Raw genomic sequence first — 14,187 nt, forward strand, 5'->3', positions numbered from 1 at the left:
ATAGTAAATATATTATTGTGTTATATTAAAATCTTTCGTTTTTATCAAAAAAACAATCGATTACATGAAAAAAAAATATCGTTTGCACACGACGAAAAAATTCGTCCTATGCAAACGATATCAAACACAAGTACCAATAAAAAACCAGCCAATTCCTACAACTCGAGAGGCGATAGACTTAAATTGGTTTAATAAAAAGGCACAAAAAAAGTCCTTAAACAATTAATTTTAAGGACTTTTGAATAATACGTTGGAATAATTATACTCTTTGAAGCTGCAAATTTGTCTTATGTTTTTGCATTAAAGCAAAAGTAATTATCATTCCAGTCAAAGCCATTGCAATACCAATAAGATTTGGAGAAGCAAAATCGTAACCCGCCGCCAAAGGCAATCCACCTAAAAAAGCTCCCAAAGCATTCCCTACATTAAAACTTCCCTGAAGTGCTGCCGATGCAATCATCTCTGCATCCTTAGCCGTTTTGATCATAAGCATTTGAATTGGTGCAATAACGGAAAAAGAAATTGCTCCTGTCAAGAATGTCAGAAATAATGATACATATTGATTAAAAGAGAAAAAATAAACCATCAACAAATCAAGTACCATTACAAATAATAGCGCTAGCACGGTTGGTGCTGGTGAATATTTATCGGCCAATTTTCCTCCCAGAAAATTACCGACAACCATTCCTAATCCTGCTAAGATTAAGATTGAAGAAACATCTTCTGGCGAAAATTTAGAAATATTGATTAATAAAGGAGCAATATAACTAATCCAGGCAAACAATCCACCAAAACCAATTGCAGTGATTCCAATAATTAACCAAGCTTCTGTTTTCTTAAAAAACTGCAGTTGTGTTTTCATATTTACATCACCGGCTTTTTCCAAATTCGGCATCCACAGCGAAATAAACAAGAAAGTCAGCAATCCCACAAAAGCAATTAATATAAAGGTATAGCGCCAAATAAAATGGTGTCCTATATATGTACCAATTGGCACACCAATTAAATTCGCAATCGTCAAACCAGCAAACATAATAGAGATTGCCTGCGCCTCTTTTCCTTTATCAGCCAAACGGCTTGCGACTACTGCTCCAACTCCAAAGAACGCTCCATGTGGCAATCCGGAAAGAAATCTCGAAGCGAACAAGAAATTATAATTTGGTGCAATTATTGAAAGTGCATTAAAAACAGTCAGCATTAAAGCCAGCAATAAAAGCATTTTTTTAGGAGGAAAGTTTCTTCCTAATATCACTAATAACGGCGCGCCAATAACAACGCCCAAAGCATATGATGAAATTAAATATCCAGCAACAGGAATCGAAACCTTCATATTTGAAGCAATATCAGGCAGAAGCCCCATCATAACAAATTCGGTTATCCCTATGGTTAAGCCTCCTAAAGACAAGGCAATAAGACTTTTTTTCATTTTGATTTTAGTAGAAAGGAATATTATGTTTTCTACGATGCAAATTTAACACCGTTAACCTTCAAAAAAGTTGTACATTTACGATATAAAATTGTAAATTTAAGTTATGCCTAAGTTAAATCAGTTTAAAACACTAGTTCTTGATGAATTTGAAGAAGAAAAATTTCATCTTCCTCCACATACACATACGTATTACGAAATCATTTATATCAAGAAAGGAAGCGGTGTTCATCACCTGAATAACAACCTGTTATCTTACAAAGCTGGTGATCTGTTTGTGATTTCGCCAGACGATGAACATTATTTTGATATAAAGAAATGTACCGGATTCATTTTCATTAAATTCACAGATAATTATTTTAACTCTAAACAGAATCTAACCTGCGATGAATTTCTCGTAAATACTCCCGAAAATTTCATGCGCGACAAAATCCTGAAAGAAACAGTTTTGAAGTTTGATGAACCTTGCAAAACGATTTTAAAAAACACAGTCGAAAACATCGTAACGTACGGACGTTATATTGATGTTACCACTTCGCCAATTGTGTTTTATCAAATTCTTTCGATTTTTGGTCTGATTAAAGAAACGATTCGGGGAATGAATCTTCAAATGAAATCGACACATTTAGATAATGAACAAATTGCCAATTACATTCATCAAAATGTTTATCAGCCAAAATTGGTTCAGATCAAAGTAATCGCTGAGCATTTTAATATTGCTCCAACTTATTTCAGCGCTTATTTCAAAAGAACATTTTCTATTAGTTATCGTGATTACATTAATAACCTCCGAACAACTTTGATTGAAAAGAGAATTCATAATAATCAATTGCCCATCAAGCAAATTGCTTATGAATTTGGTTTTACCGATGAAAGTCATTTGACGAATTATTTCAAAAAAAGGAAAAACATGAAACCGACTGATTTCAAAAAGCTTTAAGTTATTGAAATCTTAAAAAGTAAGTTTCTCGAACATTTTTAGCTAAATTTGTACTTCTAAAACAATTTCTTTGAGCAAGAAAATCCACATAATACTGCTTTTTATAACGCTTGGCTTCTTTTTGAATCCGAGTTATACTTATGCATGCAATATGGGGAATCAGAAAGAAATTGCTTCTAAAAAAGAAAACAGCTGTTCTAAAAAATGCTGTGAAAAGAAAACCTCAAAACAAGAAAAACACAATTGTGATGGAAAGTGCAGTCATTCAGGCTGTACAACTTCTGCATTGCAATTCGTTATTTTAAACTCAAACGATTTTGATTTGGAAAACGATGTTTTCAACTTTTCTTTAAAAAACACTGTTTCATCTTACAGTAATTCTACTATTTCTTCGGGATTTACTTCTATTTGGCTAAAGCCGAAAATATAATTATTGTATTTGTGACAGCCCATATTGGGTCTTTTCGAAATCAAATTTTTTAATTAATTTTAAAGGAAATAAATCCTTTACTCAAATATTATATACAATGAAAAAATCAATCATAGCTCTAGCAACAGCGCTTACCGTATTATTTAGCACAAATACGATTCAGGCAAAAAACAATAATTCTGAATTAACAACAATCGAAACTGCAGATTCTCAATTACAATCTGTTTACGATGCTTATTTTAATGTAAAAGATGCGCTAATTAAAAGTGACAGCAAACTGACTTCGGCGAAAGCCAAAGATTTACTGACAGCAATTTCAGCGGTAAAAATGGACAAACTGAAAAGCAACGAACATACCGTTTGGATGAAAGTAGTTAAAAAATTAACTGCCGATGCCAAAAGTATTTCGTCTACGGCAGATCTAAAAAAACAACGCGATACGTTTAAATCATTATCAAAAAGCACTTATGATTTAATAAAAGTTTCAAGTCCGGACCAGCCAATCTACAAACAATATTGCCCAATGGCAGATGCTGACTGGTTAAGCAAAGAAAAAGCAGTTAAGAATCCGTATTACGGCTCATCAATGCTAACTTGCGGAAACGTGGTAGAAACGATTAAATAAATATGAAGCTCTACATCAAAAACATGGTGTGTGCCCGATGTAAAATGGTTGTGGAGTCTGAGTTCGAAAAACTTGGACTCCAAACGATTTCTGTCGAACTTGGTGAAGTTGAATTGAAAGAAGAAATCAGTGATGATAAGAAAGAAGTTTTGCTGAAAAATCTGCAAGCTTTAGGTTTTGATTTAATTGATGATAAAAAAACAAAAACCGTCGAAAGAATAAAAAACCTAATTGTCGATTTGGTTCATCATAAAAACAATGATTTAAAAATCAACCTATCAGAATATCTGGCAGAAAACTTAAATCAGGATTATAATTCACTGAGCAATTTGTTTTCTGAAATCGAAAACACTACAATCGAAAAGTATTTTATCAGCCAAAAAATCGAAAAAGTAAAAGAATTATTGATTTATAATGAGCTTTCGTTAAGTGAAATCGCTGATATTCTCAACTACAGCAACGTCGCGCATTTGAGTAATCAATTCAAGAAAATTACCGGCTACACTCCTACTTCCTTCAAACAATTGAAAGATAATAAGCGTATTCAGATCGAGAATATTTGATTTTCTCCAAAAGGCGCAAAAATCATTCTCTCGCAGATTTAAACAGATTAAGCAGATAATTTTGATTAATAAAAATAAATCTGTTCAATCTGCGGAATCTGCGAGAGATTTTACCGCAAAGAGCGCAAAGGTTTTATTTAGCCACAGATTATACAGATTAACACAGATTTAAAAAATCTTTTTAATCTCTTAATCTGTGGCTAACTTTTTTACATAGCGATTTCGCAATTTATTGAGGACATAGCCCAAGGTTTCAACCTTGGGTACACAAAGATTGGAACAAAATGCGTTTCCCAAGGTTGAAACCTTGGGCTATGTTTTATATAGAATTCGTAAAGATATTTTCGACAAAGCTTTGCGAACTTTGCGTTTTTACAAAGCCACGCTAATCAAAAAAACCTTGCGCCCTTTGCGGTTAAAAACAGCATTTCGTAAATCTTACAAATCATTCCCAAAATTCTACAAACCAAACTCACACATACTTCGGAAATTTGCATTGTAATACTTAAAAACCAATACAATGACTCATCAATATATAATTTCAGGAATGTCTTGCAACGGATGCCGAACCAAAGTCGAAAAAACTTTGAATGAAGTAGAGGGCGTTCAGGCAGAAGTGACTTTGAATCCGCCAACGGCTACGATCACAATGGACAAACATGTGCCGACAGAAAAATTTCAAGAAGTTTTATCGGTGGCTGGAAATTATACCATTGAAATGGATTCTCCTAAAAACCATTCTGAAACAGCTGAAAAATCTTGTTGTTCAGCTCATAAAAAAGAGAACCACGATCATCATAAAACAGAAACTAAAAAAGTACACCAACACAGTGCAAATGGCGTTTATTATTGTCCAATGCATTGCGAAGGCAACAAAACCTACAACAAACCTGGAGACTGTCCGGTTTGCGGAATGGATTTAGTTCCTCAAGTTGCCATAACTTCAACACAATTTACTTGTCCGATGCATCCTGAAATCGTTTCAAATGAACCGGGAGATTGTCCAATTTGTGGAATGGATTTGGTTCCGATGCAGGCTTCAGAAAGTGAAGAAAACAAAACCTATTCTGATTTATTGAAGAAAATGAAAATCGCGATTCTGTTTACGCTTCCAATTTTCATTATTTCAATGTCAGAAATGATTACGAATAATCCACTTTACAATATCATGTCTATTGAGAAATGGAATTGGGTTCAATTCTTATTTTCAATTCCCGTTTTATTTTATGCAGGCTGGATGTTTTTCGTTCGCGCTTACAAATCAATTGTGACTTGGAATTTGAATATGTTCACGCTAATAGGAATTGGAACGAGCGTTGCTTTCCTATTTAGCATTGTCGGAATGTTTTTTCCTGATATTTTTCCATCCGAATTCAAATCGCATCACGGAACGATTCATTTGTATTTCGAAGCTTCGACCGTAATTATCACTTTAGTTTTATTAGGACAATTATTGGAAGCAAAAGCTCACGGACAAACGAATGGCGCAATAAAAGAATTACTAAAATTAGCTCCAACTGAAGCCACTTTGGTAGAAAATGGAATTGATAAAGTTATTTCCATTCACAACATAAAAAAAGGTGATTTACTACGTGTAAAACCAGGAGAAAAAATTCCGGTTGACGGAAAAATAACTTCTGGCGAAAGCAGTATAGACGAATCGATGATTACGGGAGAACCAATTCCAGTTGATAAAAAAATAGGCGATGCTGTAATTTCTGGAACTATAAATGGAATCAAATCATTTGTAATGATTGCTGAAAAAGTGGGTTCAGAAACGATGCTTTCGCAGATTATCCAAATGGTAAATGATGCAAGCAGATCTCGCGCCCCAATTCAGAAATTAGCCGATCGTGTTTCTAAATATTTTGTACCAACGGTTGTTATTATTTCAATTTTAACCTTTTTTGCTTGGGCAAAATTTGGTCCAGAACCAGCCTATGTTTACGGATTAATTAATGCGATTGCCGTTCTAATAATTGCTTGTCCTTGTGCACTTGGACTCGCAACTCCAATGTCTGTTATGGTCGGAGTTGGAAAAGGCGCTCAAAACGGAATTTTAATTAAAAATGCCGAAGCTTTGGAAAACATGAATAAAATCGATGTTTTGATTACCGATAAAACCGGAACCATTACAGAAGGAAAACCATCTGTAGAAAAAGTCTATTCGGTTACTAATGAGGAAGATTTTCTGCTTCAAAACATTGCTTCTCTAAATCAGCATAGCGAACATCCTTTGGCGCAAGCCGTAGTCAATTTCGCGAAAGCAAAAAATAGTTCATTTAAAGAAGTTCAAGGTTTTGAAACTATTGCAGGAAAAGGTGTTTTAGGAACTATCGAAGGCAAAAAAGTAGCTTTAGGAAATAAAAAATTAATGGAAGAAATCGGCGCTTCTATTTCTAGTGATTTAGAACAAAAAGTTACATCCGAACAAAATTTAGGGAAAACTATTTCTTACATCGCAATTGAAAATATTGTTTTAGGTTATGTTGCCATTACCGATGCCATCAAAGAAAATAGCGCAAAAGCCATTAAAGAATTAATTGCTCAAGGCGTTGAGGTTATCATGATGACTGGCGACAATCATAATACCGCAAAAGCCGTTGCAGAACATTTGCATTTGAGTTCTTTCAAAGCAGATTGTCTTCCAGAAGATAAATTAAAAGAAATCGAGCGTTTGCAAGCACAAGGAAAAATTGTCGCAATGGCTGGAGACGGAATTAATGATGCACCGGCTTTGGCGCAATCCAATATCGGAATTGCAATGGGAACCGGAACTGATGTTGCAATCGAAAGCGCTAAAATTACTTTAGTAAAAGGTGATTTAAACGGAATTGTAAAAGCCAAAAACCTCAGCCATGCGGTAATGTCAAATATCAAACAAAATTTATTTTTTGCTTTTATCTACAATACTTTGGGCGTGCCAATTGCCGCCGGAATTTTATATCCGTTTTTAGGAATATTGCTTTCGCCGATGTTGGCTGCGGTTGCCATGAGTTTGAGTTCTGTATCCGTAATCGTAAATGCTTTGCGATTGCGAAATCTAAAATTGTAAGTTGGAGCGAAATTATTCTAAACACATAGAAAGATAATTATTAGAAGATTAAATAAGGTATTTAATAACGCTACGAAAAACATTAGACAAAAAAACGCTTCGGAGAAGCGAAATATTTATAGAAATAGTATTTAGTCTCAGTAGTAAAGCTCCAGCGGAGCGACACCTTTTTTACATTGACTGCATATTTCGCTCCGCTGGAGCTCTTTTATATCAACATAATTAAATCTCTATAAATATTTAGCTCCGCTGGAGCTTAATAAAATTAAATTGTACTCAATTGATTTAAAATTACAATCCATGATTAATATTAAATATATTATAATCCCTTTTTTAATTGCTTTTCAGATGAAAGCTCAAAAAGTAGTGCGTTACGATTTGCATGTTCGCGATACCATTGTCAATTTTTCTGGTAAAGAAAAACGTGCGATTTCCGTTAATGGACAAATTCCGATGCCAACTCTGACTTTTACCGAAGGCGATATTGCGGAAATTTATGTGCATAATGAACTCAAAAAAGAAACGACTTCGATGCACTGGCACGGATTATTTCTGCCAAATAAAGAAGACGGAGTTCCCTATTTAACGCAAATGCCGATTGAACCTGGAACAACCCACAAATATACTTTTCCAATTATTCAGAATGGAACGTATTGGTATCACAGTCATTCGGGTTTGCAAGAACAAATTGGTTTGTACGGACTTTTTATCATCAACAAGAAAAAAGACGATGCAACAATTAGAAAGGGAATTGACGATTTGCCAACTATTCCAGTTATTTTAAGTGAATGGTCAGATCTGAAACCTGAGAATATACAGCGAATGCTTCACAATGCCAACGATTGGTTTGCGATCAAAAAAGGAACGACGCAAAGTTATGCCGAAGCCATAAAACAAGGACATTTTTCGACCAAAGTGGTCAACGAATGGAAAAGAATGAATGCCATGGATGTCAGCGATGTTTATTATGAAAAGTTTTTAATTAATGGTAAAAATGAGCAACAGTTTTCAGATCTCAAACCCGGCTCAAAAGTCCGATTGCGAATTGCCAACGGAGGTGCTTCCAGTTATTTCTGGCTGACTTATGGCGGAGGAAAAATCACCGTGGTAGCAAGTGATGGAAATGATGTCGAACCCGTAGAAGTTGATCGTTTGATTATTGCGGTTTCGGAAACTTATGACGTTGTGGTTACCATTCCGGAAGACCATAAATCTTTTGCTTTTTTGGCTACAGCCGAAGACCGAACTGGATCTGCATCTTTGTTTTTAGGAAATGGAGAAAAACAGCCTGTTCATCATCTTTCGAAATTAAAATATTTTGAAGGAATGAAAATGATGAACGATATGATGAAAATGAACGGAGAAATGAACGACATGGGCATGAATATGTCTTTGAATAAAATGGACATGAATGCCGTAATGTATCCTGAAATTTCAGGTGAAGATGAAAATGCAAAACCTGCAATGGATCATTCCGATCACAATATGGAAGACATGAAAATGGAAAGTGACAGCACTGAAACTTCTGAAATTGTGACTTTGAATTATGGAATGCTGAAATCTCCTTTTAAAACGAATCTTCCAAAAGATGCACCTGTTAAGGAATTGCGTTTTACGCTTTCTGGAAATATGAATCGTTACGTTTGGAGTTTGGATAATAAAGTGGTTTCTGAAACGGATAAAATTTTAATCAAAAAAGGAGAAAACGTTCGTATCGTTTTATACAACGGTTCGATGATGCGCCATCCCATGCATTTGCACGGACATGATTTTAGAATTATAAACGAACATGGCGATTATTCTCCGCTGAAAAATGTAATTGATATTATGCCAATGGAAAGCGATACCATCGAATTCCAGGCAAATGCTGATGGTGACTGGTTTTTTCACTGTCATATTTTATATCACATGATGGCGGGAATGGGAAGAATATTTACTTACGAAAATTCAGCTCCAAATCCGTTGATTCATCATCCGGAAATGGCTTTCAAAATGCTGAAAATGGACGATCGCATGTTTCATTTTATGGCAGAAAATGATTTTGCTTCAAACGGAAATGACGGAGAAGCCATGTACAGCAACACGCGTTGGAGCATCGGAACCGAATGGAGATTAGGTTACAATGACAAACATGGTTATGAAACCGAAACTCATATTGGACGATATATTGGTAAAAATCAGTGGCTGATGCCTTTTATTGGTTTTGACTGGCGCTATCGAAAAATGAGAATGGACGAACAGGAACAGAATCTTTTTGGGCAAAAAAACACCAAGGACAATCGCTCGGTTTTCAGTGCGGGTCTTGAATATACTTTACCAATGCTCATAAAAGCGCAAGTTGAGGTTTATACGGATGGAAATGTGAGAGTACAATTTGAACGAAAAGATATTCCGCTTTCACAAAGACTTCGAATGAATTTAATGTGGAATACCGATAAAGAATATATGGCTGGTTTAAAATACATCGTTGCTCGAAACTTCGGAATCACAACGCATTATGACAGCGATATGGGAATTGGTTTTGGGATTAATTTGAATTATTAATTCTAAATCCTCATTTAATTCTCACTCAAATTATATTATCAAAACATTAACTAAATTGTAAGAATCAACCTTAAGAAATGTTGTTATATTTGATTCACCAATTACAATTCTCTAACAAAATAAATTAAATCAAAATGACAAAAGTAGTTACAATCCTTACTGTTGCTTTATTTACCATTGGCATGAATGCACAAGATACTACACCTAAAAAGGAAAAAGCAAAAAAAGAATCTTGTTGTAAAAAAACAACAGACAAAAAAGACAAAAAATCTTGTTGCGTTAAAAAATAAGCTGAAATTATATTTCAAGAAAAAGGCCTCAAAAATTTTTGAGGCCTTTTTTTATGGTTTGTTTTTGCCACGAATTTCACGAATTAACACGAATTAATTTGTGTAAATCGAATAACGCATTTAGTTTTCCAACTTAAAATTAGTGACAATTCGTGAAATTCGTGGCAAAACGATTTAAAATTATTTCAATCTAACACTCCACTCAAAATCCATTTCTGAAACCTGAACTCCTTCTTCATTTGTTCCAATTGATTTCATCCAGAACGTTTGTCCCTCACCAGTTTCAATCGTTCTTTGAATCGCTTCAGCAATTAAATGTCCGTCGTTGCAAACAAATGTGATTCTACCAGTCGCTTTTTTAGTAAAGTTTCCTTTATTATTAGCAACTAACATTGAGATCTTTCTGCCACTTTCCTGAATTTGAGAAATCACCAAAGCCCCTGTGGTCAATTCCGCCGCCATAGCCTGAACCGCAAAATACATCGAATTAAACGGATTTTGATTTATCCAGCGATGCTTAACAGAAACAATACAGCTGTCTTTATCGATAGCTTTTACACGCACCCCGCAAAAGTATGCTGAAGGTAATTTGAACAATACAAATTTGTTGAGTTTGGAAACTGAAACGGCCATAGATTTATTTTTTTTATGTAAAAATACAAAAAAACTATGCATGCACAATAAATTCGATACACTTTCAAAAAATGTCAATAAAATCAGGGATTCCGAATGATTTTTAGCCAATTATCAATTCCTTACAAATTTTAAACTTGTTAAAATTTTGTTAATATTTGGTACTATGTAAAACAAGATACTGTTTTTTAGCCATATATTTGCATAAGAAATTACTATATACTTTTAATCATGGAAACAACAACACCACTCATCATGGAAACATCATCAGAAAGAAACACTGCTGCGTTTACGCACTTAAGTACATTAAGCCAGTACATTATTCCGTTTGGGAATTATATTTTCCCAATCATTTTTTGGTCGAGCTACAAAGACAAATCAGAATTTGTAAATCACCACGGAAAACAGACATTGAATTTTCAATTGAGTTTATTGCTTTACACTTTAATTTTAGCTTTAATCGCAATTCCGATTTTCGTATCAGTAGTATTGCAGAACATTCCAATGGAAGCTGTTTTTAACGACGAAGATTTCGTAATCAGAAATTTTAATTTTGAAGGAAACATTGGATTATTAAGTATTGGTGCAACAGCTGTTTTACTTTTTGGATTGCTAAAATTTGTTGAATTCTTTTTAGTGATTTATGCTTCAATAAAAGCTTCAAACGGAGAATTATACAATTATCCGCTTACGATTCCTTTTATAAAGTAACACTTAAAAAAGATTAAAAGTTATACGAACTAATTCTAATAGAATAAATTCGAAATCAATCATCAATCAATCATCATCAATCAAAAAACGAATTGTTCAATCTAAAAAAAACAAAATGAAATTATGAACATTGAAAACACAAAAGCACAGATGCGCAAAGGTGTTCTTGAGTTTTGCATCTTATCAGTATTAAAAGAAAAAGACGCATATACATCTGAAATATTAGACACTTTAAAAAACGCAAAATTATTAGTTGTTGAGGGCACAGTTTATCCGCTCTTAACCAGGCTGAAAAACGACGGTTTGCTAAATTATCGCTGGGAAGAATCGACCTCAGGGCCACCACGAAAATATTATGGATTAACCGAGATAGGACAAACTTTTTTAAACGAACTTAGCGGCACTTGGACAGAATTATCTGACGCCGTAAAACTAATCACCAATCAAAATCAATAAGTCATGAACAAAACAGTAAATATTAACTTAGGCGGTATGTTTTTTCACATCGATGAAGATGCATATTTAAAATTGACACGCTATTTTGACGCTATAAAACGATCATTAAACAATTCGTCTGGACAAGATGAAATCATTAAAGATATCGAAATGCGCGTTTCTGAATTATTAACAGAAAAACAAAAAAGCGAAAAACATGTTGTTGGCTTAAAAGACATTGACGAAGTGATTGCGGTGATGGGACAACCAGAAGATTACCGAATTGAAGAGGAAGAAAATCAAAATCAATCGTTCAATAATTACAGTGCAAGACAACACAAAAAATTATATCGTGATAAAGAAAAAGGTATGATCGGTGGAGTTGCAACAGGTTTAGGACATTATTTTGGAGTTGATGCCGTATGGATCAAAATCATCTTCTTAGTATTTGTTTTTGCAGGCTTTGGAACTGGAATCTTAGCTTATTTCGTTCTTTGGATTGTAACTCCTGAAGCGGTAACAACTTCAGAAAAACTGGAAATGACCGGAGAGCCTGTTACGATTTCAAACATCGAAAAAAAAGTTCGTGAAGAAATTGATTCATTGTCTGAAAAATTCAAAAATGCAGATTATGACAAAATGGGAAACCAAGTAAAGTCGGGAGCTGAGAGAATAAGTAGTTCATTTGGAGACTTTATCATGACGGTTTTTAAAATCTTCGCTAAATTTTTGGGCGTAATCTTGATAATGGCAGGAATCACTACTTTAATATTATTGTTAATAGGTGTATTTACTTTAGGAACAAATGTTTTTATTGATTTCCCTTGGCAAAACTTTATTGAGGCAGGAAACTTTACAGAGTACCCAATTTGGTCTTTCGGTCTACTGATGCTTTTTGCAGTTGGAATTCCATTTTTCTTCTTGACTTTGTTAGGATTTAAATTGTTGTCTCCAAACTTAAAATCAATCGGAAATATTACAAAATACACTTTGTTAGCCATTTGGATTATCTCTGTTACAATTGCAATCAGTTTTGGAATTAAGCAAGCAACTGAAATATCTTATGACAACAAAACAGTTGAGAAAAGATCATTGAATATTTCTCCAAAAGACACTCTTTATGTAAAATTCAGATACAGTGATTATTACGCTAAAGATTTGAACCACCACAGAGAATTTGAATTTGTACAAGATTCTGCAAACAATGACTTGATTTATTCTAATGATGTGCGTTTGCATGTTTTACACACTGATAATGCTTCTGCTTACTTGCAAATCGAAAAAAGTGCGAGAGGAAACTCATTCTCAAGTGCAAAAAGAAGAGCAGAAAAAATCAATTATAATATTCAAATTAACGGAAATCATTTAATTTTGGATAATTATTTTCTTACAGATGTAAAAAATAAGTTTAGAGGACAAGAAGTTGATGTATATTTGTACTTACCAGAAGGGCAATTATTTAAACCAGATTCTTCAGTACAAGATTATGATGATTCTGAAAATGAATTTTTCAACTTGCACTTCAGCGGTGATTACAATTACAAAGTTGAAGGTTCAAAAATAAAATGTTTGAACTGTCCTGCAGATGAAAACGAATTTAATGATGGAGATTATAATAGTGAAGAAACCACTATTGAAAATGACACGATTAAAGAAGTTTCGATTAAAGTTAATGGAAAAGAGATTTTAAACGGAAAAAAAACTAAAGGAAAGCTAACCACTGATAAAAACGGAGTTATAATTAAAATCAACTAACAACTAAGGCCATGATCAAAATAATCATTCATATTACAAAATTTATTATTGCAACTGTTACCGCATTATTGTTTGCCTCTTGCAACTTTAATGTGAATGCAGTAGAAGGAAGCGGTAATGTAACAACTGAAAAAAGAATTGTTCAAGGAGATTTCAAAAAAGTAAAAGTGAGCAATGCCATTGATCTTGTTATTGTACAATCTGATTCAACCGAAATTGTTGTTGAAGCAGATGATAACATCCAAAAAGAAATCATTACAAAAGTAGAAGATGGAACATTGGTAATTAGCTGCAAATTCAGCTCATTCAGAAATGTAACTACTAAAAAAGTAACAGTAAAAATGCCGGTTATCGACAAATTAGAAGCTTCAAGCGCTGCCTCTGTACAAAGCAAAAATGTAATTCAGGCACAAGATATTGATCTTGAAACATCGAGTGCAGCAACCATGAATGTAAATGTAGAGTCTGATAATATTTCAGTTGATTCTGGAAGCGGAAGCTCTGTTTCTGTTGAAGGAAAAGCTTTAAAAATTAGAACTTCAGCTTCAAGTGGTTCTAGTATCAATGCAGAAAAACTGCTTGCAAATGAAGTTCATGCTGAAGCTTCAAGCGGTGCCAGCATAAATGTTCATCCTATTGTAAGACTGAAAGCAGAAGCATCTAGCGGAGGAAGTATCAATTTTGATACAGACCCTAAAATATATGAAAAATCAGAAAATTCAGGTGGTACTGTCAGTAAAGCATAACACTATTCAAGTGTTAAATATAAAAGAAATCATT

General features: G+C 33.9%; 13 protein-coding genes. 11 read left to right on the plus strand and 2 right to left on the minus strand.

Features of this window, described 5'->3' with window-relative positions; translation table 11 throughout:
* Positions 1 to 259: 259 nt before the first annotated feature.
* Entirely contained in the window at positions 260 to 1,426 is a 1,167-nt protein-coding gene (locus tag H600_RS0104615) for an MFS transporter (protein ID WP_026727694.1), read from the minus strand.
* 106 nt (positions 1,427 to 1,532) lie between these two features.
* Between H600_RS0104615 and H600_RS0104620 the strand changes: the two genes are divergently transcribed.
* The 7 genes from H600_RS0104620 (at position 1,533) to H600_RS22855 (ending at position 9,873) form a co-directional block, all read left to right on the plus strand.
* Positions 1,533 to 2,366: an AraC family transcriptional regulator gene (locus tag H600_RS0104620; protein ID WP_026727695.1), complete on the plus strand. Its 834-nt coding sequence runs from the start codon at positions 1,533 to 1,535 to the stop codon at positions 2,364 to 2,366.
* Between the two features lie 70 nt (positions 2,367 to 2,436).
* Positions 2,437 to 2,796: a hypothetical protein gene (locus H600_RS0104625; RefSeq protein WP_026727696.1), complete on the plus strand. Its 360-nt coding sequence runs from the start codon at positions 2,437 to 2,439 to the stop codon at positions 2,794 to 2,796.
* 97 nt (positions 2,797 to 2,893) lie between these two features.
* On the plus strand, positions 2,894 to 3,421 hold the full coding sequence (locus tag H600_RS0104630; protein ID WP_026727697.1) for a DUF3347 domain-containing protein: 528 nt from the start codon (positions 2,894 to 2,896) through the stop codon (positions 3,419 to 3,421).
* A 44-nt stretch (positions 3,422 to 3,465) separates the two neighbouring features.
* Positions 3,466 to 3,984, plus strand: coding sequence for a helix-turn-helix domain-containing protein (locus H600_RS0104635; protein ID WP_026727698.1), 519 nt, complete (start codon positions 3,466 to 3,468; stop codon positions 3,982 to 3,984).
* Positions 3,985 to 4,504: 520 nt separating this feature from the next.
* Positions 4,505 to 7,039 (plus strand): heavy metal translocating P-type ATPase, encoded by a 2,535-nt coding sequence (locus H600_RS0104645; RefSeq protein ID WP_026727700.1) that lies wholly within the window; start codon positions 4,505 to 4,507, stop codon positions 7,037 to 7,039.
* Positions 7,040 to 7,339: 300 nt separating this feature from the next.
* Positions 7,340 to 9,583: a multicopper oxidase family protein gene (locus H600_RS0104650; RefSeq protein WP_035108376.1), complete on the plus strand. Its 2,244-nt coding sequence runs from the start codon at positions 7,340 to 7,342 to the stop codon at positions 9,581 to 9,583.
* A gap of 134 nt (positions 9,584 to 9,717) precedes the next feature.
* A complete protein-coding gene (locus H600_RS22855; protein WP_157509875.1) occupies positions 9,718 to 9,873 on the plus strand; it encodes a hypothetical protein in 156 nt (51 codons plus the stop codon).
* 180 nt (positions 9,874 to 10,053) lie between these two features.
* On the opposite strand, the gene H600_RS0104660 is transcribed toward H600_RS22855, so the two are convergent.
* Positions 10,054 to 10,506: a DUF4442 domain-containing protein gene (locus H600_RS0104660; RefSeq protein ID WP_026727702.1), complete on the minus strand. Its 453-nt coding sequence runs from the start codon at positions 10,504 to 10,506 to the stop codon at positions 10,054 to 10,056.
* A gap of 231 nt (positions 10,507 to 10,737) precedes the next feature.
* Between H600_RS0104660 and H600_RS0104665 the strand changes: the two genes are divergently transcribed.
* From H600_RS0104665 to H600_RS0104680, 4 genes are all read left to right on the plus strand, one after another.
* The gene (locus tag H600_RS0104665; RefSeq protein ID WP_084157352.1) at positions 10,738 to 11,217 is read left to right on the plus strand and encodes a DUF4870 domain-containing protein; all 480 of its coding nucleotides are present in this window, start codon (positions 10,738 to 10,740) and stop codon (positions 11,215 to 11,217) included.
* A 123-nt stretch (positions 11,218 to 11,340) separates the two neighbouring features.
* Complete coding sequence (locus H600_RS0104670) at positions 11,341 to 11,673, plus strand: PadR family transcriptional regulator (protein WP_017498072.1); 333 nt, start codon at positions 11,341 to 11,343, stop codon at positions 11,671 to 11,673.
* 3 nt (positions 11,674 to 11,676) lie between these two features.
* Positions 11,677 to 13,407, plus strand: a complete 1,731-nt coding sequence (locus tag H600_RS0104675; RefSeq protein ID WP_026727704.1) for a PspC domain-containing protein — start codon at positions 11,677 to 11,679, stop codon at positions 13,405 to 13,407.
* Between the two features lie 11 nt (positions 13,408 to 13,418).
* Complete coding sequence (locus H600_RS0104680) at positions 13,419 to 14,153, plus strand: head GIN domain-containing protein (RefSeq protein WP_026727705.1); 735 nt, start codon at positions 13,419 to 13,421, stop codon at positions 14,151 to 14,153.
* The last annotated feature ends 34 nt before the right edge of the window (positions 14,154 to 14,187 follow it).

Origin of the sequence: Flavobacterium denitrificans DSM 15936 (assembly GCF_000425445.1) — a bacterium.
Classification (GTDB): Bacteria; Bacteroidota; Bacteroidia; order Flavobacteriales; family Flavobacteriaceae; genus Flavobacterium; species Flavobacterium denitrificans.

What these genes read in the sequence shown, in the direction of transcription:
- H600_RS0104615 (WP_026727694.1), bottom strand. Translation starts at nt 1,426, where the DNA reads ATGAAAAAAAGTCTTATTGCCTTGTCTTTAGGAGGCTTAACCATAGGG.
- H600_RS0104620 (WP_026727695.1), top strand. Translation starts at nt 1,533, where the DNA reads ATGCCTAAGTTAAATCAGTTTAAAACACTAGTTCTTGATGAATTTGAA.
- H600_RS0104645 (WP_026727700.1), top strand. Translation starts at nt 4,505, where the DNA reads ATGACTCATCAATATATAATTTCAGGAATGTCTTGCAACGGATGCCGA.
- H600_RS0104650 (WP_035108376.1), top strand. Translation starts at nt 7,340, where the DNA reads ATGATTAATATTAAATATATTATAATCCCTTTTTTAATTGCTTTTCAG.
- H600_RS0104680 (WP_026727705.1), top strand. Translation starts at nt 13,419, where the DNA reads ATGATCAAAATAATCATTCATATTACAAAATTTATTATTGCAACTGTT.
- H600_RS0104630 (WP_026727697.1), top strand. Translation starts at nt 2,894, where the DNA reads ATGAAAAAATCAATCATAGCTCTAGCAACAGCGCTTACCGTATTATTT.
- H600_RS0104635 (WP_026727698.1), top strand. Translation starts at nt 3,466, where the DNA reads ATGGTTGTGGAGTCTGAGTTCGAAAAACTTGGACTCCAAACGATTTCT.
- H600_RS22855 (WP_157509875.1), top strand. Translation starts at nt 9,718, where the DNA reads ATGACAAAAGTAGTTACAATCCTTACTGTTGCTTTATTTACCATTGGC.
- H600_RS0104660 (WP_026727702.1), bottom strand. Translation starts at nt 10,506, where the DNA reads ATGGCCGTTTCAGTTTCCAAACTCAACAAATTTGTATTGTTCAAATTA.
- H600_RS0104670 (WP_017498072.1), top strand. Translation starts at nt 11,341, where the DNA reads ATGAACATTGAAAACACAAAAGCACAGATGCGCAAAGGTGTTCTTGAG.
- H600_RS0104675 (WP_026727704.1), top strand. Translation starts at nt 11,677, where the DNA reads ATGAACAAAACAGTAAATATTAACTTAGGCGGTATGTTTTTTCACATC.
- H600_RS0104665 (WP_084157352.1), top strand. Translation starts at nt 10,738, where the DNA reads ATGGAAACAACAACACCACTCATCATGGAAACATCATCAGAAAGAAAC.